General features: G+C 39.8%; 20 protein-coding genes. 15 read left to right on the top strand and 5 right to left on the bottom strand.

The genetic code is table 11. The features are described 5' to 3' along the window. Positions 1-40 precede the first annotated feature (40 nt). From ACO1QW_RS11160 to ACO1QW_RS11135, 6 genes are all read left to right on the top strand, one after another. Entirely contained in the window at positions 41-1,309 is a 1,269-nt protein-coding gene (locus tag ACO1QW_RS11160; RefSeq protein WP_486258509.1) for an NAD(P)/FAD-dependent oxidoreductase, read from the top strand. Between the two features lie 60 nt (positions 1,310-1,369). Beyond that, on the top strand, positions 1,370-2,074 hold the full coding sequence (locus ACO1QW_RS11155) for a YqjF family protein (RefSeq protein ID WP_486258507.1): 705 nt from the start codon (positions 1,370-1,372) through the stop codon (positions 2,072-2,074). A gap of 390 nt (positions 2,075-2,464) precedes the next feature. Continuing rightward, positions 2,465-2,932, top strand: coding sequence for a hypothetical protein (locus tag ACO1QW_RS11150; RefSeq protein ID WP_486258505.1), 468 nt, complete (start codon positions 2,465-2,467; stop codon positions 2,930-2,932). A gap of 56 nt (positions 2,933-2,988) precedes the next feature. Continuing rightward, positions 2,989-3,558 carry a dihydrofolate reductase family protein gene (locus ACO1QW_RS11145; protein ID WP_486258503.1) on the top strand — a complete coding sequence of 190 codons (570 nt, stop codon included), beginning with the start codon at positions 2,989-2,991 and terminating at the stop codon, positions 3,556-3,558. Between the two features lie 90 nt (positions 3,559-3,648). Further along, entirely contained in the window at positions 3,649-7,596 is a 3,948-nt protein-coding gene (locus ACO1QW_RS11140; protein ID WP_486258502.1) for an ATP-binding protein, read from the top strand. A 110-nt stretch (positions 7,597-7,706) separates the two neighbouring features. Next, complete coding sequence (locus tag ACO1QW_RS11135; protein ID WP_486258500.1) at positions 7,707-8,237, top strand: hypothetical protein; 531 nt, start codon at positions 7,707-7,709, stop codon at positions 8,235-8,237. 32 nt (positions 8,238-8,269) lie between these two features. On the opposite strand, the gene ACO1QW_RS11130 is transcribed toward ACO1QW_RS11135, so the two are convergent. Continuing rightward, the gene (locus ACO1QW_RS11130; RefSeq protein ID WP_486258498.1) at positions 8,270-8,839 is read right to left on the bottom strand and encodes a hypothetical protein; all 570 of its coding nucleotides are present in this window, start codon (positions 8,837-8,839) and stop codon (positions 8,270-8,272) included. A 103-nt stretch (positions 8,840-8,942) separates the two neighbouring features. Between ACO1QW_RS11130 and ACO1QW_RS11125 the strand changes: the two genes are divergently transcribed. The 5 genes from ACO1QW_RS11125 to ACO1QW_RS11105 all read left to right on the top strand — a co-directional run bounded on the left by ACO1QW_RS11125 (position 8,943) and on the right by ACO1QW_RS11105 (position 12,743). Next, on the top strand, positions 8,943-9,161 hold the full coding sequence (locus tag ACO1QW_RS11125; RefSeq protein WP_486258496.1) for a hypothetical protein: 219 nt from the start codon (positions 8,943-8,945) through the stop codon (positions 9,159-9,161). Between the two features lie 5 nt (positions 9,162-9,166). Beyond that, on the top strand, positions 9,167-10,207 hold the full coding sequence (locus tag ACO1QW_RS11120) for an acyltransferase family protein (RefSeq protein WP_486258495.1): 1,041 nt from the start codon (positions 9,167-9,169) through the stop codon (positions 10,205-10,207). Between the two features lie 47 nt (positions 10,208-10,254). Beyond that, entirely contained in the window at positions 10,255-10,653 is a 399-nt protein-coding gene (locus ACO1QW_RS11115) for an OsmC family protein (protein ID WP_486258493.1), read from the top strand. Between the two features lie 67 nt (positions 10,654-10,720). Continuing rightward, on the top strand, positions 10,721-11,224 hold the full coding sequence (locus tag ACO1QW_RS11110) for a GAF domain-containing protein (protein ID WP_486258491.1): 504 nt from the start codon (positions 10,721-10,723) through the stop codon (positions 11,222-11,224). 211 nt (positions 11,225-11,435) lie between these two features. Further along, entirely contained in the window at positions 11,436-12,743 is a 1,308-nt protein-coding gene (locus ACO1QW_RS11105) for a proline and serine-rich protein 1 family protein (RefSeq protein ID WP_486258489.1), read from the top strand. An 85-nt stretch (positions 12,744-12,828) separates the two neighbouring features. On the opposite strand, the gene ACO1QW_RS11100 is transcribed toward ACO1QW_RS11105, so the two are convergent. From ACO1QW_RS11100 to ACO1QW_RS11090, 3 genes are all read right to left on the bottom strand, one after another. After that, entirely contained in the window at positions 12,829-13,344 is a 516-nt protein-coding gene (locus ACO1QW_RS11100; protein WP_486258488.1) for a hypothetical protein, read from the bottom strand. 27 nt (positions 13,345-13,371) lie between these two features. After that, on the bottom strand, positions 13,372-14,100 hold the full coding sequence (locus tag ACO1QW_RS11095; protein ID WP_486258486.1) for a copper homeostasis protein CutC: 729 nt from the start codon (positions 14,098-14,100) through the stop codon (positions 13,372-13,374). Between the two features lie 81 nt (positions 14,101-14,181). Continuing rightward, positions 14,182-15,216: a glycosylasparaginase gene (locus tag ACO1QW_RS11090; RefSeq protein ID WP_486258484.1), complete on the bottom strand. Its 1,035-nt coding sequence runs from the start codon at positions 15,214-15,216 to the stop codon at positions 14,182-14,184. Between the two features lie 135 nt (positions 15,217-15,351). On the opposite strand from ACO1QW_RS11090, the gene ACO1QW_RS11085 reads away from it, so the two are divergent. Further along, positions 15,352-15,744 (top strand): hypothetical protein, encoded by a 393-nt coding sequence (locus tag ACO1QW_RS11085; RefSeq protein ID WP_486258482.1) that lies wholly within the window; start codon positions 15,352-15,354, stop codon positions 15,742-15,744. A gap of 104 nt (positions 15,745-15,848) precedes the next feature. Here the strand turns inward: ACO1QW_RS11085 and ACO1QW_RS11080 are convergent, their stop codons facing one another. Continuing rightward, the gene (locus ACO1QW_RS11080) at positions 15,849-16,460 is read right to left on the bottom strand and encodes a MiaE family protein (protein ID WP_486258481.1); all 612 of its coding nucleotides are present in this window, start codon (positions 16,458-16,460) and stop codon (positions 15,849-15,851) included. A 389-nt stretch (positions 16,461-16,849) separates the two neighbouring features. Between ACO1QW_RS11080 and ACO1QW_RS11075 the strand changes: the two genes are divergently transcribed. The 3 genes from ACO1QW_RS11075 (at position 16,850) to ACO1QW_RS11065 (ending at position 22,168) form a co-directional block, all read left to right on the top strand. Beyond that, positions 16,850-19,246 (top strand): penicillin acylase family protein, encoded by a 2,397-nt coding sequence (locus ACO1QW_RS11075; protein ID WP_486258480.1) that lies wholly within the window; start codon positions 16,850-16,852, stop codon positions 19,244-19,246. Positions 19,247-19,287: 41 nt separating this feature from the next. Continuing rightward, the gene (locus ACO1QW_RS11070) at positions 19,288-19,644 is read left to right on the top strand and encodes a hypothetical protein (RefSeq protein WP_486258478.1); all 357 of its coding nucleotides are present in this window, start codon (positions 19,288-19,290) and stop codon (positions 19,642-19,644) included. 67 nt (positions 19,645-19,711) lie between these two features. Then, on the top strand, positions 19,712-22,168 hold the full coding sequence (locus ACO1QW_RS11065) for a DUF5686 and carboxypeptidase regulatory-like domain-containing protein (protein ID WP_486258476.1): 2,457 nt from the start codon (positions 19,712-19,714) through the stop codon (positions 22,166-22,168). Positions 22,169-22,215 lie beyond the last annotated feature (47 nt).

Genomic DNA, 22,215 nt, shown 5'->3' with positions numbered 1-22,215 from the left:
AAAACATCGTAACTTTGAGACATCAACCAATTAACTTAACATGAAACTCATCATACTTGGCGCAGGCTTTGGCGGTTTACGATTGGCACGTTTACTCAGCAATAAACAGGGAATCGACATTACACTCATTGATCGGTTTAACTATCACCAGTTTCAACCTTTGTTTTACCAGGTGGCAACAGCTGGCCTTGATGCTTCCAACATTTCATTCCCTTTACGTAAAGCATTTCAAAAAAGTAAGAACGTACGTATCCGCATGGCAGAAGTTGAACGTATTGATACATCGTCAAAACAGGTGATCACCAATGAAGACACTTACACATACGATTACCTCGTGATCGCCACCGGTGCTTCTACCAATTTCTTTGGTAATAAAAACCTGGAAGAACATGCATTTCCTATGAAGTCGACAGTGGAAGCATTGCAACTGCGGCACAAACTAATTCACAATTTTGAAGATGCGTTGCATGCCGATAATAAAGAAGAATTGCAACGACTCATGAATGTGGTGGTGGTAGGTGGTGGCCCAACAGGTGTTGAGTTAAGTGGCGCTATTGCCGAAATGAAAAAATATGTGCTGCCAAAGGATTATCCTGAACTCGATTTCAACATGATGAATATTTACCTGTTGGAAGGTACTGGCAAAACACTTGCTGCTATGAGCGAAAAGAGTAGTGCAGAGAGTTTGAATTATTTGAAGCGCTTAGGTGTTACGGTTATGACCAATTCATTGTTGCAGGATTACGATGGCAAAAATGTAACATTAAAGGATGGTACAACCATTCCATCAACGCTGGTAATATGGGCGGCAGGCATCAAAGGAAATATTCCTTTGGGTATTGACCCTTCACTCGTAGCAAGAGGCAACCGCATTAAAGTGGATGAGTTTAATTTTGTGCAGGGTTTCAACAATGTATTTGCCATCGGTGATATTGCTTACATGGAAGAAGAGCATTTTCCCAATGGTCATCCACAAGTTGCACCTGTTGCCATACAGCAGGCAACATTACTGGCAACAAATTTGCAGAATCTGCGACAAGGAAAAATTGCAGAACCTTTCCGGTACAAAGACAAAGGTGCAATGGCTACAGTTGGTCGCAACCTTGCTGTTGTTGATGTGCCAAAGCCTCGTTTACATTTTGGTGGTTTTTTTGCGTGGCTTATCTGGATGGGTTTGCATCTTATGTTGATCCTTGGTGTAAAGAACAGGTTCTTTGTTTTCAGCAACTGGTTGTATAACTATTTTACGTACGACCAGAGTTTGCGTTTGATTTTTAAAGAATTTTATCGTGAAGAACCTAAGAATTAAAAGAGGAAGGGAGATTGAAACGGGGAGCGATCTTTTACGTGGTATACTAAAACAATTTGAATGAGTGCATTTCTTACTGCTAAATGGCAAAACCTCGTGATGATGAATTTTGTGGTGCCTGAGCATGTGTTAAAAACTTATTTGCCAAATGGAGTGGAGCTCGATGCGTTTGATGGCAAATGTTATATCAGTTTTGTGGCTTTTCATTTTATGGATACCAAAATCAAAGGCGTAGGTATTCCTTTTCATAAAGATTTTGAGGAGATCAACCTGCGGTTTTATGTTCGTTATAAATCAGGTAATGGTATAAAACGTGGCGTGGTGTTTATCAAAGAGCTGGTGCCAAAACCAATAATCGCCTGGGTGGCGAAACTAATTTACCAGGAGAAGTACGCCTATTCACCTATAAAAAGTAAAGTTGAACAAACCAAACAACGTTACCTGCAATTTGAATGGGGCAAAGAACTTGAGCATGAATTGAAAGTTGAAACAACCATTCAAACACAGCCGATGATCAAAGGCAGCAAGGAAGAATATATTTTTGAACATCATTGGGGCTACACTGCGTTATCGGCTTTTCGTACAGCAGAATACCAGGTAGAGCATCCCCGCTGGAATATTTATTCTGTAAAAGGATTTTCTTACAAAATAGATTTTGAACAACTCTATGGTAGTGATTTCGCCTTCATGAATGATATGCAACCCGATTCTGTTTTTGTGGCCGAAGGATCGGAAGTAAGCGTGAATGAGCGCAAGGTGTTGTGACCCCGTCTTTTATTCAGGTCCGAAGACGTTCAGCTCATGAAATTATTTGACGTTTATTGTGTGGGCTGTTTGCTTAAACTAACCTTCTTCATATTGTTTAATATCTTTTTTTTCAACCGATTAAGCATTTGCTTATGCATAAGGCAACTCACGTAACATTGTAAAGAATAATTTCTTATTTAAGCACAGTTAAGGTTTCATGAAAACAGTTATTGCATGTTTGGACACAGTTATAAAAAATAAGGCGTACAGACAATAAAGAAGTGCAATAAACGGTAATAAACGCCGTGTTTACACGTTTTGAAATTTGGACGATGTTGCCTATAATAGCACTGAAAAGTGCGTGGAGTATTCTTTATTTAAACTCAATATAAACCCAAACTAAACCAAATGAGAAAACTATTATTAAGCACAATTGTATTAACAGCATTTTCTGCATCAATCATTGTTTTTCAGATGAGTTGTCAGAAGACCGCTGATGCTCAAACGACAGATGTTACGGGCTTTTCACCTGATAAGACACTTATCTCTAAGTCAGTTCAATTACAGATTGGGACTAAAACAGATTCTTCTGGCAGTCATCCGATTTACGTTAACGCAGGGGACTATTTTTTAATTAATAATGATGGAACTAACTTAACAAAAATTAGTATTCCTTTGTTGCCGGCGGGCGAATATCCTATGGCAGGACTGAATTCTGCATTGCTTAGTAATGACGGTAAAAAAATAATTTTTCAATCTATGTCAGGAAATTTTAAGGCTTCTATATATGCGTTAAATTTAACTAATGGAAGTCTTGTAAAGTTAATTGACAATAGTAGTTCATCAAATTCATACCAATTATTAGATACCAAATAAATTAAAAGCCAACCGTTCTCTCAGTAATAGCAAAACCTCAATCAATCAACAACCTCATGCGAAAAATAATTTCCTTCATGCACATATCCCTCGATGGATTTGTAGCAGGCCACAATGGTGAAATGGATTGGATAAAAGTAGACGAAGAACTTTTTGCTCATGTGGGCAAACGCATCAGTGGCGGCGATACTGCATTATACGGACGTGTAACTTTTGAAATGATGGAGGGCTACTGGCCAACTGCAGCCGATTCGCCCACCGCAACCAGACACGATATTGAACATTCGAAGTGGTATAGCCAAGTGCATAAAGTTGTATTGTCAAGAACAATGCCGGAGGAAGGTTTGAACAATACCACGATTATCAATGATCATCTTTCTGAAAAAATAAATGACATAAAGCAGGGTGAGGGTGAAGACATTTTGCTCTTTGGCAGCCCCACAGCCACTCATTCGCTTATTCAACAAAACTTGATTGATGGGTACTGGTTGTTTGTTAATCCAATTATTCTTGGGCAAGGTATTCCGTTATTTACAAACATAAAAGAGCACATAAAATTGAAGCTGCTGAACACACATCAACTTACCTGCGGTGTAACGGAACTGAACTATATAGTGGACAAGTGATAGCTGCCCGACGATTTTATTTTCAACTTTTAATGGCTAACTTCCACAACTTATATTCACCTTCACCCAAAAAGCTATTCATCATCAGTGATGATACCTGTTGTACGATTTTGCGTGCTGCTATTTTTGCTAACTATTGCAACAAGCCTGGTTGCACAACACCGGCTGTTTACTAATCAGCAATTGTTTACGGTAGAGGATGGTTTGCCACAAAATTTCATAAGCGGTATTATACAGGACGAAGATGGTTTTATATGGCTCTCAACAATGGATGGGCTTTCCCGTTACGATGGACGTGGATTTAAAAATATCCGTTACAATCCCAAAGACACGAATGGTCTTTTTGCAAATGTCATCAACAATATTGGAAGGTTTAGGAACAATATCATTACAGTACATTATGGTACAAACGAAGCCGATGATTTTAACCTGCGCACCTTCAAAGCAAAACGAAATAAAGTTGCGGAGCTGCTGAACAAAATTCCATTTGCACGCTGGCAACCTTATCACGTAAGTTATACTACCGATAATTGGCTTTTTATCCTGAGCAACAACAAAGGAATGGGTTGGCTCAATAGTAAAACAGGAAAGCTGTATTATGCTAACAAAGCAAATGGTTTATTGCAACAGGATACCATCAATGCTGTTGTTGAATCGAATGAAGGTCAGTTGTATGTGATCAGTAGAGATGGCGTGCATGTAAGCGACACTACTCGCAGTAAATTTCAATGGCACCGGTTTACAACACATGTAAAAAAGGAAGTATTGTTGTCATCGGAGTTAAGTGAACGGTTCTCCATTGCCTGTTTGAAAAATGATCGTTTAATTGTTGCGCAGGATGATAAGATCATCCTGTTAGAACTTAAAGAAAAAACAAGTCGGTTTATTACGCCTCCTGCAAATTTGAAAGCACCGTTCGTTTCTGTGAATTGCGAGTTGCAGGTTGATACCAAAGGAAGGGTTTATTTTGAAAATGGCGGACGTATTTTCAGGATCACGGAAAGTGGTGACATGAAAATGCTTTGGGAAAATACAATTAACCCTGCGTTACGTATCAGCGCTTTTTTTATTGATCGCTCAGATGTGTTGTGGGTGAGCATTAATGCGCAGGGATTATTAAAGATCGATCTGCAATCAGCACCATTTGAGTCGTATAAGTATCGTATGAATTTTATTGCTGATATTCTGCAATATGCCGGAGTAAAGTTGACGATGCCGCTAAACGAAAAGATAAAAGGAGAAGCCTCCTATTACTTCAGGCAAACCTTTGATAAAAAGAACAATCATTTTATTTACTCTGGATGGTTAGATGCTGGTAGTATTTTTCAACTTGCTCCTGCAAGCATTCATGCTGTTTTACATTTCCCTGTGCAGTATGATAATTCAGCGTTGATCAGCATGCCGGACGGTGCCTTGTGGGTGCTTAGTCAGCAGCGACCCGATTGGTATTTTTGGAAATCAAATTCTGCAGACCCTGAAAAATTATTGATTGATGCAGAGATATCGAGCCTGGTGGAAGTGAATGATGCAAAATATTTTGGGGGTTCTGTGTGGATGGCAACTTATAAACATGGTTTGTTACAATATACTCCATCCAAAAAAGTAAACAGGTTTTCAGGTCCATTAAAGAACGGAGTAATGCCCGAGAGTCTTACTGAGTTTTGTGCCGACCCGGTTGATGCAACAAAGTTCTGGATAGGTTCACGTGGCGGCGGTTTAATACTATGGGATCTACAGAAAGGATTGCAGAAAATTTACACCGAAGAAGATGGTTTGCCCAATAACACGATCTATTGCATATTGCCCGACAAAGCTGGCAATATATGGTGCAGTACCAACAAAGGCATTTTCCGATTTAATCAAACAACAGGGCAGGTAACAGCTTTTGAAAAAAAAGATGGCCTGCCGGGAAATGAATTCAACCGATCACACAAATTTATGTTTGCTGATGGACGACTGGCATTTGGAGGTTTAGATGGTTTCACTGTTTTTAATCCTGCCGATTTTAACAGTGATAATAAAAAAATAAACGTGCCGGTTATGCTAACAGGTCTGCAGATAAACAATCAACTGCAGGATTTTAATATTGCTAACGGCTTCGTAAAGGAACCATTGAATATCCTATCCCAAATTGACTTGCCCTACAATAAAAATAACCTGCGTTTTGAATTTGCAGCATTATTATACAATCAGCCGCAAAAAATAAAATACCGTTACCAGTTGAAAGGAGCGGATCATGATTGGATTGAAAACGGCACATCAAATGTTGCTTCCTATGCATCGTTACGGCCTGGCAATTATACGTTTCGTATCAATGCATCAGATCATAGTGGAGTGTGGAGTGATACGATAAAAGAAATAGGCATTAAAATTCATCCGCCGTTTTGGGCTACATGGTGGGCTTATCTTGTTTATACATTGTTGGTGCTTGCTTTAGTGAAATGGTATTTCAATTTCAGGGAAGGAAAGTTAAAAGCCGAACAAAACCTGGCATTTGAAAAAAGAGAAGCACTTCGTTTAAAAGAAGTGGATGAATTAAAAGACCGATTCTTCAGCAATATCACACACGAGTTCCGTACACCACTCACTCTCATCATTACACCCTTAGAAAAGTTAGAACTTGATCAGTCCCTTTCCCCAGCAGCCATCAGCAGTGTAAAAACGGCACAACGAAACTCAAGGCAGTTGTTGCGGCTCATCAATGAATTTCTTGATTTCTCAAAACTAAATGACGGGCAACTCAAATTAAAATTATCTACGGGTGATCTTACGTTGTTTACCAGTGAGTGTGTTCAGTCATTTGAAGAAGCAGCTAAAGAAAAAAACATCACACTCACTTTTTCATCCAATGCTGTAGAAGGGTTTTATTTGTTTGATGAAGAGAAATGGAATAAAGTTGTAACAAACCTTTTGAGCAATGCCTTAAAATTTACTCCTGCAAACGGTGAAGTTTCTGTTTTGCTTTCTGTTGAAAATAATCTTATACATCTGCAGGTGACAGACAACGGTTCTGGCATCCCTGCTGATCAGCAACAAAAAATATTCGATCGGTTTTACCAGGTCGATGATTCGTCTGTACGAACGTATAGCGGCACAGGTATCGGTTTGTCATTGGTAAAAGAATTGATCGAGCTCATGGGTGGTACTATTGAGTTACGAAGTGAGCCGGGAATAGAAACTTGTTTCACCGTTTCAATTCCCATGCAACGAATGCTGATGAAAGAAGCACATGTTGCAGCTGACGTAATGAATATTGAAATGCCTGGTGCTGCCAACGGACAAGAACTGCCCTTGTTGCTGGTAGCTGAAGATAATGATGAGTTACGAGCGTTTTTAGTGGAAGCGATGAGCAGCAGTTACCGTGTAATAGAAGCTGCCGATGGATTGAAGGCATGGGAAATGATACTGAAGGAACTTCCGGATATTATTATCAGCGATGTAATGATGCCGGGGCAGGATGGTTTTGATCTTTGTCGTAATTGCAAAGCCGATAACCGTACTTCTCATATTGGTTTTATACTGCTCACTTCAAAAGCTGCTCATGAAGCCCGCTTAAAAGGATTGGGTACCGGTGCCGATGACTACATTACCAAACCTTTTCACCTGCAGGAGCTTGAATTGCGGACTGCTAACATTTTGCAAATGCAGCAAAAGCAAAGAGTATGGTTACAGGCGCAGTTGATCAGTTCCGCTCCAAAAGAACAATTACGCGAAATTACTGATCCGTTTTTGGTCTCTCTTTATGAAGCAATGGATGCCAGGCTTGATGATGCTGATCTGGGTGTCGACTATTTGTGTAAGGCCATGGCCATGAGCCGCAGCACACTCAACCGGAAATTAAAATCTCTACTCGATATTTCACCCAACGATCTCATTAAACAGTACCGTTTGCAACAGGCATCGCAACTTATTTCTTCAGGGCTCGACATTGCCAGTGCTGCATACCGGGTGGGGTTCAGCAGTCCTTCTTATTTCAGCCAGTGTTTTAAGGAACAGTACGGAATTACGCCAACAGCCTATGTTTCAGGGCTGAGTTGACGCAAAATTGATAGTCTTTGAACCGATCCTTATAGCCTCCCGGCATGTGGGGAATGTAGTTTTATGCCATCAGAAATCACCTGTATTCTTCACAAACCAAACACACGCAAATGAAACAATTTACCAGGATCGTTGCGGCCTCCCTCGTTTTTGCTGCAATAGTAACCAACACTACAAATGCCCAACAGTCAACAATCAATTCGTCAGCCGACGCTGCGTTTGTAAAAAACAACATTCCTTCTACTACCGATATTGTTAGCTCTGCTGTGCCGGCGGCCAATCCCAAAATCGAAGCCAGGTTTGCGGCTTTATTTCCTAACGCTACAAATCTGCAATGGGCCGCAGGTGCAGATCATTACTGGGTTTCTTTTTTAAATGATGGTCGAAAGGCCAGCGCCAGTTTTACGCCAAAAGGTAAAATGAATTATGCCATCACCGTTTGTGATATGGCCCATTTGCCCGAAGCCTTATGTAAGATGATTCAAAAAGAATACACCGCTTACAGCCTGCTCCAGGCTATTGAAATAAAAGCACACGATGCTGTTGCTTACCAGGCAATTTTAGAAGATGCCAACGGTTATGTTACACTTAAGTGCACAGCTGATGGTATTGAGAAAATAAAGCTGGTGGCAAAACAGTAATGGCTAAGGACTTTTGGTAGAAGTTACCCGCTTTACAAATAAGGATGTTTGAATTGCGGGTACTTTTTCTTTCGTTCATTTAATTCCTGCAGGTAAAGTTCCATGCCTGAGGGATCATAAATGTTATCCTTTGCAAAGTGCAACTGTCCTTCATGGTAGTTAAACACACACCAGTTGCAAGATGGATCAAATATCATTGCGTCGCCGATAATAAAAATATCGAATGCATATTTGATCAGCATTTTCCATGTCATGTATAAGGTTTCTCTATCGCCCAGTACAAATACATAATGGCTGAAGGGAATACCCCTGCTATATAGCCATTTTTTCAGTAGGGGAATATTTTCCTGCAGATCAACTGCATGTTCATACTGTTCCACTGTTTTAAAAATTCCTGTTGAGAAAGGTGCCCAGCCACCATCCGAGATTAATCGGGCATTGTCGACAAATTCAAGGAGAAACTTTTCTGCATTTTTATCAAGAAAAATGATCTGAGCTTTATGCGTTTCGGGCAGTGCATCAAAATCTGCTGCAGAACCAAACAAGGTTCCGTTTTGTGGCGGAGGAATGCTGTGCAGGTGGATGTTAGAAAAATCGATCAAAGGCTTGTTGATTTAAAGCCGTAAGATAAATTGTTTTCATATTTCAAATCATCTTCGTTTTCAACTGTTATGTATATTGATGTCTATAAGATAATTTAAAACTATGCACATTTCAGCTTCAGTTCGCAATGCGGCACAATTACACGAAGTGTTTGTTACTACTAATGATGTATCCAAACAAGTGGCCATTCCGCCCAAAACAACGGGAATGGGTTCATCCGTAAATGGTGGTGAATTGGTGTTTTTAGCGCTTGCCACTTGTTTTTGTTTACAGGTTGGCTTTGGTAATTTCGTAATGTTGCGTTCAAAGAAGCAAATTTAGACCTTATGACGACGTATAATAAAGAACGGTTTAAGGAGTTAGATGCATTACGAGGTGCTGCTGCGTTGCTGGTTGTGTTCTTCCATTTTACAATGGGGAGGCCAGAATATAATCAATTTTTCAAACTCGGAACTACCGGTGTTGACCTTTTCTTCATCATCAGCGGATTTGTAATATCAATGAGTTTACAGCGTTTATCACGAGCATCTGATTTTGTAATTAACAGGGTTAGCAGATTATACCCGACTTATTGGGCGATTGTGACTTTCACCTTTCTTCTAGTTAGTATTCATGCGATTTATAATAGTACTTTCGTTGCCACTGATCTAATTCGATATCTTGGCAATTTGACGATGTTTCAATTTTATTTAAGAATATCAAATCTGGATGGCCCATATTGGACAATGATAATTGAGATGCTTTTTTATATCTCGATGCTTATTCTTTTCCGGTTGAAACTACTAAATCATTTGAACTTTATTGGCATATTTCTCTGCTGTATTATAGTCGCAGTCTCTAATTTATTGGGGGATATCAAATTGGTCAAACTAATTATCGGAGGAATACCTTTGTTCCAATTTTTACCGCTCTTTTTTGTTGGGACCGTTTTTTATAAAATTTATTCCATCAAAAAAAAACTCCTTGCCAATTACTCGATTGTCTTTTTTTGTTTATTAAGTCAAATTTTACTTTTTCCTTACGCTGGTCATTCACATGTATACATCGGCCAGGCCGAATACAATCTTGTGCTTTCTATTTATTTTCTCCTCTTTATACTTTTTGTAAACAATAAATTGAAATTTATTGTAAACGACGTAACCCTTTTTTTAGGTAAAATATCATATGCGTTGTATTTAGTCCATCAGTACATCTCACTTAAGTTCATCATTCCTTTTTTTTACCAGGAGCTTGGTGCAAATTTTTGGGTAACTGCCGTCCTAATAGATTTGCCAATAATTATCGGCATAGCTGCCTTTGTTACATATAAAATAGAAATACCCTTTTCACGAATAATGAAAGAAAAACTGCGCCTAGCCTATGCGTAGAGAAATTTGGCAGCGGTATATTGACAGTTAACAGATAATTTACACCCATGCACATTTCAGCCTCAGTTCGCAATGCGGCACATCTACACGAAGTGTTTGTTACTACTAATGATGTATCCAGACAAGTGGCCATTCCGCCCAAAACAGCGGGAATGGGTTCATCCGTAAATGGTGGTGAACTGTTGTTTTTAGCGCTTGCCACGTGTTTTTGCAATGATGTATATCGGGAAGCCGCAAAGAGAAATTTGAAAATAAATTCGGTGGAGGTAAATGTATTAGGTGAGTTTGGTGCAGAAGGTGAACCTGGCAGGAACATTACATATGATGTGAATATAAATGCCGATTTAGAAGATGAAGTAATTAATGAACTGATTGCATACGTTGATAAAATTGCTGAAGTGCACAATACACTTAGGGTGGGAACTGAAGTTAAACTAAAACGATAAGTGACGCATTGAACAGAACCTGGGCCGGCCCCAAGGCCGTTTTTTTGATTTTCCCTATTTTTGCCAGATGCTAAACACCTTAATTGAAACCACCGTAAACGACGCTGAAGCGATGTTGAAAGGGGGCGTTGCTAACCACAAAATTCTCACACATCTTGTTTTTGCCGCCCAGAAGGCCATTGGCAATAACTGTGTTTCTTCTATTCTTATACTTGATAAAGAAGGTTTACTTCGCAATGGAGCTTCGCCAGGTCTTCCCAGTGATTATCTAAATGCCATTGATGGATTAAGACCATCGCCGGCAGTTGGTACTTGCGCCGCCGCAGCCGCCACTGGTACAATGGTAATCACCACCGATTTTTTGCATGATGATAAATGGGCCGAGCTACGTCATTTGCCACTTGCGCTTGGCTTCGAAAGTGCATGGAGCGTTCCTATTATGTCAGACAAAGGGAAAGTATTAGGCACATTTGGTACCTATTTTCGTGAAAAGAGAGGCCCCGAACAAAAACATATTGATGCCGTTCATTCTCTTGCTCAAATGGCCGCAGTTATATTAATGGGTGGGTAATCGTTTTCCTGATTTGTTTTTTTAATATTCCAACAAATGAAAAGCAGTAAGGGTAATAAATCATCGGTGTAAATAGTAAAAGATGATTGACGGGGCTAATACCAGGAAATGAATGCTTTCATTGGGTTAGTTCTTGCTAAACAATCATTTATTCTACATAAATGATTGGCACGATATTCCCATCGTCTCATTGAACAAACACCTTTAATTTATGAAAAATATTTTCTTACTGCTGTCATGCGTTATGTTAATTGGCAGCATACAGGCACAAAACAATCAGTCGCAAAGAATAGGAGCAGTGTATATCACTGTAAATGGAAACCGGAATCTTCAGGTTGCTATTGACGGCGATGTAAAAACTTTTCTAACTAATACCAGCACAAGTACGGTTTATAAAACATCTCCCATTACAAATCTTGAAGCAGGGAGACATACTCTCACTTTTACTGTAACAGGCAATAACCGCATGGTTGAAAACATGACAACTGAGTTTAACCTGCGCCGGAATTTTGATATGTATATCAATGTGAATGCAGATGGTAGTCTTGAACTAATAGAAAAACGAAAAGTTGGTAGCGGTAACAATGTTGCACAATTCAATACTGTTCTTAGGAATCTGAAAGCACAAACCAGTAATCAAAGCAGGAATACCTACTTGAATTCAGTATTTAGTACGCCCAACACTTATTTTACATCTATACAAGTTGTGCAATTGTTGCAACAAATACGCCTGGAGGCCGACAGACTTCCTTTGGCTAAATTATCTTTCCGTACAGTTTCGGATCCGGATAATTTCAGTCCTGTGTATGGTTTGTTTAACGTGCAGGCTAATAGGACGGAACTCGAAAACTATGTAGATTATTATGACGGCGATGGAGCTGTTTCCACAACAACAACCACTGGTACAGCAATGTCAAATAGTTCGTTCAGCAACTTGTATCAAACAATCAGGAATCAATCATCTGTTTCAACACAAGTAACTTCTATAAATAATGCTTTTAACAACAGCGGAAATTATTTTACATCAAGCCAGGTAGTGCAGTTGTTGCAATTGATCAGTTCAGAGACAAGCAGGTTGCAATTGGCAAAAGCATCTTATAGAACTGTGGTTGATCCTATTAATTTCACATCTGTTTCTAACTTATTGTATTCGCAAAACAGTCGTGATGAACTTGCAGCTTATATAAACAATGGTGGCTCATCAACAACAAATGCTGGAGTCGCTATGTCAGATGCTGATTATGCAACGTTGCATCGTAACATCAGCTCTCAATTTTTGCCTTTTTCAAAAATTACATTGCTGACAAATACATTTAATAACACATCTTATTATTTTACCAGCAGCCAGGTGAGAGGACTGTTGCTGTTAATCAGTAGTGAATCGAACAGGTTGCAATTAGCCAAAAAAGCATATCGCAATACGGTCGACCGCTCGAATTATACTCAGTTAAACGATTTATTTACCAGCACAGCTTATAAAGATGATTTAACTGCTTATATAAATTCATATAGAGATTAAACAGGGCGATTTGCTTTATGAAATAGTCATTCTTTTTTTGATGAAAGAGAATGACTATTTTTTTGTTGATAGCAGGCCGAGCATTTTACTTTCTGCTTTTCTTCAAAATTTTTCTCGCCCTTGAATGAAACGCAGCTGTTTCATAATCCCACCGTTCTTCAATAACTGTTATTATTTCAGGCAATATCTCTGGGTATTCTTGTGCCAGGTTTTCCAGTATGCTTAAAGAAAATGCTTTTACGGCTGCCTTTTCCTGCACATCGCAAATAAAAGAAAAACAGGCGTCCATTACATCGCCTTTTAATTTTTCGGGAATTGAAATGTATTGCAGCAATCGTGTAATGTTTCGGCGAACAGCATTGTGCAAGCCAGGCTTTCGTAATAATGACACGAATGTGGGTAAATGTTTTTTCAATAACAGCGGATGTGTCTGACCAATAATGCCGATAGGCCATGCGGCCCGTTGCACCACACGATACTCATCATGCAAAAATAATTTCACCAATTCATCAAAACGTTTTTGCGAGGCGCCGATCCATGCGATAATCTTATTTGTTTGTTCCCTTGAATGTTTGGCTAATATTTCTTCACGAAGATTCAAACAGAAAAAATTAGAAAGTATATGATTTTATTGCAGTTTCTTAAGTTCTGCAAGACAGGCAGCTACCTCAACTGTATCAACGTTAACTGAAGACATTGTTTCATTCATTTGATCGTTGCTGTATACCATGCCTGTTGCAATATTTGTTCTTGCTGATGTATGAAACTCAACGGCACCGGTGTAATTCGCCAGTTCAGCAAGATTAGTATGTCGTACGCCACTGCCCGGCATAATAAAGATGCGGCTGTCGGCAGCAGTTACTAATTCTTTCAATAAATGCTTGCCTCCGCTTACATTGGGCATCAATCCCGAAGTAAGTACACGTTCGCAACCAATCTCAACGATTACCTCCAGCGCTTCAAAAGCATCACGTGTACGATCGAATGCACGATGAAAAGTTACACCAAGCGGATAAGCCAGTTCAACTAATTGTGCTGTGCGTTTTTTATCAACTGTACCATCTGCATTTAATAAACCAAACACCACACCGTCGCAACCAAGTTGCTTGCAGAGTTTAATGTCTTCTTTCATAGCATCAAACTCATCAGCATGGTATAAAAAATCGCCGCCACGAGGGCGAATCATTGTGTAGAGCTCAATGGACGCAAGCTCTCTTGCTTTTTTGATCATACCGTACGATGGAGTAGTGCCGCCTTCGCCCGGATTATCACATAGCTCAATGCGATGTGCACCTGATTGTTGTATCAATGCACACGATTCAATAGAAAAAGCAATTACTTCGAGTTTATAGTTCATTGTAAAAGGTAGAAGGGTTAAGATGGAAGCTGTAAGATGAATGATATATTGACTTTACGCACCAGGCTTTTTGCCTTTCTGTTAAAACCAACTCTTCACATCAACTGCAGTTTCCATTTTGTTATTACGCACGGCCATAGAAAAATTCTTCATGACTGAAAACGCTCCATACTCGCCTTTTTTATTAATAGCAATAAAACCTCCCTGCACATTTTTTGCTTTGTCGCCGTTATTTTTTACAATTCGTCGCACGGCTTCTTTACAAGCTTCTTCAGGCGTTGCACCATGCCGCATCATTTCAACAATGGTATGAGCACCGCAAATTTTTACAATTTCTTCTCCAATACCGGTGCATGTGGCAGCGCCAACTTCATTGTCAACAAATAATCCTGCACCTATAATGGGTGAATCACCTACACGACCTCTCATTTTAAAAGCCATTCCGCTAGTGCTGCAGGCCCCACTCAGGTTGCCTTTTGCATCAATAGCAATCATGCCAATAGTATCATGGTTTAATGTTTCTGCAGGCCATTTGTGAAGCATTGCTCCATCATTATTTTTTTCACGTTTTATTTTTTCTTCAAGGTCCCGCATGGTGCGCATAGGATCATAATTTGAAGTTTTCAACCACTCTTTCCATGCTTTCTCCGATTCAGGTGTAAGCAGGTTCGTTCGTTCAAAACCTTTGCTTAATGCAAACTGCAATGCGCCTTCGCCAACAAACTGCACATGTGGAGTTTGTTCCATTACCAGTCTTGCTACTTGCACGGGATGCAAAATTTCTTCCAACCCCATTACCGATCCACATTGTCCTTTTTCATCCATAATGCAGGCATCAACCGTAACACGGCCATCACGGTCGGGCAAGCCTCCATAACCCACACTTGTATCAGTAGGATCAGCTTCCGGGATCATAACACCGGCTTCCACCGCATCAAGTGCACGACCTCCCTTGCTTAGCACTTCCCAGGCGGCCTTATTAGCCTTTACGTTTGGCGACCAGGTGCTTATTACAGTGGGGCCTTGGAATTGAGCTGTTGATGCCAGGCAACTTTGTGTTGATAATAAAGCAGTTGAAAGACCGGTAAGCTGTATAAATTTTCTTCTGTCAAGCATAGGATCGTATGTTAATGAGCGGTGAATGTAAGATGATTTTAAAATTTTCCAAGCTTCACATTAAACCTTCTTTTTAGGCGGCCGTCTGTTATTACGTACCTGAAAACAAAAAAATAAAACTTTAAAAATCACCACATGAAGAAGCTTATCATTTTAACCGTAGTTGCAGTAGCATCAGTTACTTTATCCGTTAATGAGTCTGCTGCGCAAACAAGGCGCAAGCTTGACCGTAAAGAAAACCGTGTTGACCGCCGTGAAGATGTTCGTGATCGCAGAGAAGATTTGCGTGATCGTCGTGAAGATGTGAAGGATCGCAGAGAAGATGTTCGTGACCGTCGGGAAGATGTGCGTGATGCAAAACACAACGGCGGACGAAGAGATCGTATAGAAGATATTCGTGATCGTCGTGAAGATGTTAAAGACAGGAAAGAAGATATTCGTGACCGCCGTGAAGACAAACATGACCGTAGAGAAGATGTTCGTGACCGTAAGGAAGACCGCAGGGATCACAAACGTGGCCGTTTCTAATCTTACAAAACCCTATGCTAAAGAACTCTTCCCACATACCCGGGGTAACATGCAAATGTTACCCTTTTTTATTTCGTCGGCACGGAAATTCAGACGAAATAAAATCAATGAATTCGATCTCCCCGTATCTCCATCCTCTGCATCAAGTCTTTTTCAAAGGCCAACCATTCCTTCCAACGATCACGCACTTTCTTTTTAGGCAGGTAATGTTCAGCCATGGTGATGAATAAGGTATAATGCCCGGCTTCGCTTTCCATAAACTTGCGGTAGAACTTGCGCAGGTATGCATCATTCAATCCTTCACTTAGTCGTTTAAAACGTTCGCAACTACGTGCTTCAATTAAGGCCATAGTTAGCATTTCATCAAGAAAACGATCATCTATATGCCCGCCTTTTTTCTGGAAGGAAAGCAACTCATTTACATAAATGTCTTTTCGCTGACGGCCGAGTTTTAATCCTCGTTTATGGAGCTCTGCAAGCACTGCACGGAAATGTCCCCATTCTTCAGTAACAATTGGAGCCAGTTCTGTTATCAGTAATTCGTATTGGCTATAACGTTGAATGAGTGTAATGCAGGTAGTGGCAGCTTTTTGTTCGCAATAAGCATGGTCGGTTAAAATATCTTCCAATGAAATTGCTGTAAGATCAACCCAACGGGGATCACTGGGTAGCTGTAATCCAAGTATATTTTTTACATCAACAGTTTCTTTCTCCATGCAGCAAAAATAAAGCTCTCTTTAAAAGAGAGCTTACTTACTTTAAAAAACCTGAAGATGATAAGGTGCCTGTCATAGGTGCGCAACAGACCACGAATTAGAAAAGGTGTTTGTTAGCTGATTTGATGCAGCAAAGTGAAGGAATATTTCAGTATAGAACAATACCTCAAAGCGGGTATGTTGTGCTAAGTTTTTGTTAAGTGACTTGTGGATGAGCGGTGAAATTGCAGCGTTAAAAATGAAAAGCACCTAAGCTGAATTTTCGTTTAGGGCCCATGGCGATGAACACGACCCGTTGCTAATGATTTTTTTAGTTATTTTACTCTTTTATACCCCTGACTATGCGATTGATCCCTTTCCTGATTTCAATAACAATAACTATTGTTCTTGTGGTTGTACTTAACACAAGAATTGGCCCGGCACCGGCATTTGGAAAATTTTTAAGTCCGCAACATGGGTTTTGGCAAAATGCTGACGATGCTGAACAAAGTTTTACTGAAGAGTTAAGCTTTACTCAACTAAATGGTACAGCTCATGTTTATTTCGATGAACGTTTGGTGCCGCATGTGGTAGCGGAAAATGATGCTGATGCTTATTTCATTCAAGGTTACCTGCATGCAAAATTTCGTTTGTGGCAAATGGAATTTTCAACACGGGCTGCAGCAGGCCGCATTAGCGAAGTGATTGGTGAGCGTGCAATAAATTTTGATAAAGAGCAGCGACGAATAGGGATGGTATTTGCAGCAGAGAACATGCTGAAAGAAATGGAAGCCAATGAATTCACTAAACTTTCAGTTGATAATTACACAAAAGGGGTGAATGCTTACATTGAAACACTCACTGAAAGCGGAATGCCCATCGAGTATAAAATACTCGGCTATCAACCGGAGAAATGGAATAATCTTAAGACAGCCTTGTTCATCAAACAAATGACAAAAACACTTGCCTTTTCGGTAGATGATCTTCCATTAACAGCTTTGCGTAAGGTATTCAGCGATGATCAGATAGAAATTCTCTGGCCGCAATTGCAGGATTCGTTGGATCCTATTGTGAGTAAAGGAACAACATTTGATCCACCTGCTGCAACTGCTGCTGCACCTCCAAGTGTTGATTCGCTTTATCTTCTTAAAAAAGATTCAGCATTAAAAGTGGCAATGGTTGAGCAGCCATCAAAAGATAATGGTAGTAACAACTGGGCAGTAAGCGGTGCAAAAACAAAAAGTGGCGCCCCCATTCTTTGTAACGATCCGCATTTGGAATTGAGTTTGCCCGCCATTTGGTACGAAATGCAGATCACTACAAAAAATATGAATGCGTATGGTGTATCGTTTCCAGGTATACCAGGAGTTGTCATTGGTTTTAACGATAGTATTGCATTTGGTTTCACCAATGCGGGAAGAGATGTGCGTGATTTTTATGAGATCAAATTCAAAGACGAAAACAAAAAACAATATTGGTTCAATAACCAGTGGCAAACTGCACCTCAGCGTGTGGAGGAAATAAAAATAAAAGGTAAGCCTTCGGTTTTTGATACAGTTGCATACACGGTGTTTGGTCCGGTTACGTATGATGAAAGTTTTTCTACACCACTCACAAATAAAAAAGCAATTGCAACGAGATGGATCGCTCATGATCCCAGCAATGAATTGTTGATGTGGCATTACCTCGATCGTGCAAAGAATTATGATGATTATTATAATGCCATCAAATACTTTACGGTGCCGGCCCAGAATATGATTTTCGCCAGCAAACGTGGCGATATTGCCATTTGGCAACAAGGTCATTTTCCTTTGCGGTGGAACAGGCAGGGTTTATATGTAATGCCGGGCGAAGACAGTAGTTATATGTGGCAGGGTATTATTCCCTTGGCTGAAAATCCCCACCAGGTAAATCCTGAACGTGGTTTTGTAAGCAGCGCTAATCAACGACCTGTTGATGGAACTTATCCGTATTTTATTCCGGGTGGTTATGATGTCTATCGTGGCGTGGAAATCAACCGTCTCTTAACAGCGATGAATAACATTACTCCGCAGGATATGCAGCGTTTACAGAATGTAAATTATAATCCGCTGGCAGAAGTAGTAACAAAACTGATGAAGAAGTATACCAACGAAGCGGATCTTGGTGCCGATGAAAAGCGTTTCTTCAACATGATCAAAACATGGGATTTGCAGAACACAGTAAATTCAAAAGCTGCTACCGTTTTCCAGGTTTGGTATGATAGCCTTGAACGAAATGTTTGGTATGATGAATTAACGCAACAGGATTCTGTAGTATATGAATGGCCATCTGAATACACACTTGCTGATGCTTTGACAAAAGATTCGTTGTTTACATTTATAGATGATGTACGCACACCAGCAAAAGAAACCATCTTTCAATTATTTGCTTCTTCAATAAAAAATGCTACGGTGGAATTACTGAAGATGGAAAAGGAAAACACATTGGAATGGGCTGTGCATAAAAACACAACAGTATACCACATACTGAAAGATGCTGTGATGCCTTTTGCAAGAAAGGGTTTGCAGATAGGTGGTGGCCGACATATCATTAACGCCACACAACATAGTCATGGCCCGAGCTGGCGCATGATTGTTCATCTTACAAATGAAACAGAGGCTTATGTTGTTTATCCCGGAGGACAAAGTGGAAATCCCGGAAGTAAATATTACGATCAGTTCATTGACAAATGGGCTGCCGGTGAATATTACCGAGCATGGATCATGAAGAAAGGAGAGGAGAAGAACGAAGAAGTTAAATGGACAATGACGTTTAAAAAAGCATAATCTTCGTCCTGCACCCGTGTAGGACGGATAAAAATAATACGATGAAATTTTTTATAGCCCTTTTTCTTACTGCATTATTGAGTTACGCTGCTGGTTTTTTCCTGCCTTGGTGGAGCATTGCACTCACATCATTTTTAGTTGCTGTTGTTATTACGCAAAAACCATTGAAAGCTTTTCTTGCAGGTTTTCTTGCAATGTTTTTATTATGGATCACCCTTGCCTTGTACATCGATATGGGCAATCAGCATATTCTATCGATGAAGATCGCTGAGTTGCTATTCAAATCACATTCGCATGCACTTATAATGAGTGTTACGGGCTTAGTAGCAGGATTGGTGGGAGGTTTTGCGGCGTTGAGTGGAGCTTATTTACGGCAACCTAGCAAAGCAACCGCATAATTGATTCATCAATGCCCTTTGAAGAATTAGTTTTTTCCTAACAACAGCGCAAGTATTTTCGTGTACCATGCGCATACTATTACTGCTGTTCACTGTTTGCATTTCCTTATCATCTTTTGCCGGTAAAATTTCGGGCACTATTACCAACGAAAAAGGCGAACCGCTGCCTTATTCTTCGCTCACAATTAAAGGAACAAAAGAAGGTACATCAGCCAATAGCCAGGGGCTTTATTTTTTTCAATTGTCCGCTGGTACTTACACAATTATTTGCAGGCATGTTGGTTTTGAGCGGCAGGAGAAAACTATTACAATATCAAACGAAGATGTGCTGCTCAATTTTGTTTTGAAAGAACAAACAGTGAGTCTTGGCGAAGTAGTTGTAAAAGCAGGGGCAGAAGATCCGGCTTATGCCATTATACGCAAAGCCATCAAACAACGGAAGAATTATCTCAACGAAAATGATAGCTATACCTGCGAAGTATACAGCAAGGGCACAATGAATCTTCGTGACTTTCCAAAGAAGTTCATGGGAGAAACAGTTGATTTTGAAGATGGCGATACCAGTAAAAAGAAAATGATCTATCTCTCTGAAACCGTCTCGAAACTTTCAGTAGATAAACCCAACAAACTAAAGATCGATGTGCTTAGCACAAGAGTGAGCGGACAAAGCGATGGTTTTGGTTTTGCGGGTGCCCGCTATTTTTCCTTCTACGAAAACAATGTGCAGATTAGTAATTCACTTAACCCTCGTGGTTTTGTTTCACCCATTGCAGAAAATGCGTTACACTTTTATAAATACAAATACGAAGGCGCATTTAGTGAAGAAGGAAAACTCATCAGCAAAATAAAAGTAATACCCAAACGAAATTATGAGCCTTGCTTTAGTGGTTATATCAATATTGTGGAAGATGAATGGCGCATTCACAGCCTTGAATTAACGCTCACCAAGCAAAGCCAGATGAACCTGGCAGATACTGTTCGTGTTGAACAGTTGTATCGTCAGCTTGGTACTAATTTTTGGGTTATACAAAGTCAACTATTATATCCAGCAGTAAAGTTTTTTGGTTTTGATGCTTATGGCAGTTTTGCCAATGTGTACCGCAATTTTGATACGGAGCCATCATTCGATAAAAAATATTTCGGCAACACAGTTCTCAAGTACGAGAAAGGCAGCAATAAAAAATCCATCAACTATTGGGACAGTATTCGTCCGCTTGCTTTAACTAAGGCTGAGCAAATCGATTATATTAAAAAAGATAGCCTTGAGCAATTGCGAAAAGACCCGGCTTATCTTGATTCAATTGACAAACGAAATAACAAGATCAAATTCAATCATCTTTTAACTGGCAAAACATTTAATAAGCAAACAAAAAAACTAAGCATTGGTTTTCCTGGCTTACTGAGTGCCGCCAGCTTTAATACAGTGGAAGGGTTTGTGCTTGATGTGCCCATTACTTTTCGCAAAGAAATAACGGATCGAAAGAGTGTCACATTCATTCCTCATTTTCGTTACGGTTTTAGTAACGAGCGATTCAATGCATGGGCAACTGCCAGGTATAATTTCGGCAATACTTTTCTTTCCTCGTTCAGCATCAGCGGAGGTAAACGTATATTTCAATTGAATAATGAAGAACCGGTAGAGCCATTGGCAAATACTATTGCTACATTATTTTATAAAAACAATTTTATGAAGTTGTATGCCGCTGATTATGCACGCATCAACTTCAGCAAAGGATTAGGCGGAGGTGTTACTGTTAATGCATCAATGCAATATCAAAACCGGCAACCGTTAGAAAATACAACCGATTATACATGGGCCAATAAAAGCACCAAGCAGTACAATCCTAATTATCCTATTGAATTAATGTCGCAGAATTTTGATGCTCACCAGGCTGCAATTGTTTCTGTTGGTATAAGTGTGCAGCCGGGCGCCAGGTATATTGAATTCCCGGATCGTATTGTGACTGCGGGAAATAAATGGCCGGTATTTAACCTGCAATACACAAAAGGATTAAAGAATGTTTTGAATAGTGATGTTGATTACGACAAATGGCAGCTGGCTGTAAGAGATAATATCAACTTTAAAATGATAGGTAGGTTTAACTATCGTGCACAGGCGGGAGGTTTTCTCAACAGCAACAGTGTATTTGTACAAGACATGAAACATTTTCCCGGCAATCGTTTTATTCGCTCAACTGATTTCATGACTACTTTTCAGCTTCCGCAATATTATCAATACAGTAACGACGACAAGTTTTATGGAGCTGTGTTTTCCGAACATCATTTCAATGGCTTTATCACAAATAAAATTCCAGGCCTTAAACAATTGAACTGGCATTTGGTAAGTGGGGTAAGCGCATTATGGCTGCCGAAGCATACCTATGCTGAGTGGCATGTTGGACTTGAAAATATCTTTCGCTTTTTCCGTGTAGATGTAGTTACCGGCTACCAGCAAACGATGAAGCCAAGAATGGAGGTCAGGTTAGGAACTATAATAAATGTGGGAGGGAATAGTTCTGATTAAAGTTCTGCAGTTCTAAGTTGAAATAGTTCTATAGTTCTGAGTTCTGA

Source organism: Lacibacter sp. (assembly GCF_057361365.1).
The sequence above is the reverse complement of the archived record's forward strand: the minus strand, read 5'-3'. Positions and strand labels throughout refer to the sequence as shown.

Coding starts and splice junctions, on each gene's coding strand:
- ACO1QW_RS11140 (WP_486258502.1), top strand. CDS start 3,649: ATGATACCTGTTGTACGATTTTGCGTGCTGCTATTTTTGCTAACTATT.
- ACO1QW_RS11150 (WP_486258505.1), top strand. CDS start 2,465: ATGAGAAAACTATTATTAAGCACAATTGTATTAACAGCATTTTCTGCA.
- ACO1QW_RS11090 (WP_486258484.1), bottom strand. CDS start 15,216: ATGCTTGACAGAAGAAAATTTATACAGCTTACCGGTCTTTCAACTGCT.
- ACO1QW_RS11160 (WP_486258509.1), top strand. CDS start 41: ATGAAACTCATCATACTTGGCGCAGGCTTTGGCGGTTTACGATTGGCA.
- ACO1QW_RS11070 (WP_486258478.1), top strand. CDS start 19,288: ATGAAATTTTTTATAGCCCTTTTTCTTACTGCATTATTGAGTTACGCT.
- ACO1QW_RS11120 (WP_486258495.1), top strand. CDS start 9,167: ATGACGACGTATAATAAAGAACGGTTTAAGGAGTTAGATGCATTACGA.
- ACO1QW_RS11135 (WP_486258500.1), top strand. CDS start 7,707: ATGAAACAATTTACCAGGATCGTTGCGGCCTCCCTCGTTTTTGCTGCA.
- ACO1QW_RS11155 (WP_486258507.1), top strand. CDS start 1,370: ATGAGTGCATTTCTTACTGCTAAATGGCAAAACCTCGTGATGATGAAT.
- ACO1QW_RS11125 (WP_486258496.1), top strand. CDS start 8,943: ATGCACATTTCAGCTTCAGTTCGCAATGCGGCACAATTACACGAAGTG.
- ACO1QW_RS11080 (WP_486258481.1), bottom strand. CDS start 16,460: ATGGAGAAAGAAACTGTTGATGTAAAAAATATACTTGGATTACAGCTA.
- ACO1QW_RS11115 (WP_486258493.1), top strand. CDS start 10,255: ATGCACATTTCAGCCTCAGTTCGCAATGCGGCACATCTACACGAAGTG.
- ACO1QW_RS11105 (WP_486258489.1), top strand. CDS start 11,436: ATGAAAAATATTTTCTTACTGCTGTCATGCGTTATGTTAATTGGCAGC.
- ACO1QW_RS11110 (WP_486258491.1), top strand. CDS start 10,721: ATGCTAAACACCTTAATTGAAACCACCGTAAACGACGCTGAAGCGATG.
- ACO1QW_RS11145 (WP_486258503.1), top strand. CDS start 2,989: ATGCGAAAAATAATTTCCTTCATGCACATATCCCTCGATGGATTTGTA.
- ACO1QW_RS11065 (WP_486258476.1), top strand. CDS start 19,712: ATGCGCATACTATTACTGCTGTTCACTGTTTGCATTTCCTTATCATCT.
- ACO1QW_RS11085 (WP_486258482.1), top strand. CDS start 15,352: ATGAAGAAGCTTATCATTTTAACCGTAGTTGCAGTAGCATCAGTTACT.
- ACO1QW_RS11095 (WP_486258486.1), bottom strand. CDS start 14,100: ATGAACTATAAACTCGAAGTAATTGCTTTTTCTATTGAATCGTGTGCA.